The organism is Streptomyces sp. SID12501 (assembly GCF_010550245.1).
In the GTDB taxonomy this organism is placed as follows: domain Bacteria; phylum Actinomycetota; class Actinomycetes; order Streptomycetales; family Streptomycetaceae; genus Streptomyces.
In genome coordinates this window covers 1-287 of sequence record NZ_JAAGLU010001121.1, presented here as the reverse complement: position 1 = coordinate 287, position 287 = coordinate 1, and the positions used below count along the sequence as shown (strand labels likewise).

Below are 287 nucleotides of genomic sequence, written 5' to 3'. Positions count from 1 at the left end.
GGTGGTCGTCCTGCGGGCGGTGGGTTTGTGCGTCGGGACGACCGTCAGGATGACCGCGGTGGTCGTCCGGCCAGTGGTGGCGGGTTCCGGCGTGACGACAACCGTGGTGGTGGCGGTGACCGCGGCGGTTTCGTTCGGCGCGATGATGACCGCGGTGGCAGTCCCGCGGGAGGCGGCGGTGGGTTCCGTGGGCGCAGTGATGACCGTGGTGGTCGTCCTGCGGGCGGTGGGTTTGTGCGTCGGGACGACCGTCAGGATGACCGCGGTGGTCGTCCGGCCAGTGGTGG

At 71.4% G+C, this 287-nt stretch carries 1 protein-coding gene; it reads left to right on the top strand.

Going from position 1 to position 287, the window contains the following annotated elements:
* Window positions 1-49 precede the first annotated feature (49 nt).
* On the top strand, window positions 50-287 hold a 238-nt coding region (locus tag G3I71_RS50765; RefSeq protein ID WP_203733310.1), incomplete at its 3' end, for a hypothetical protein.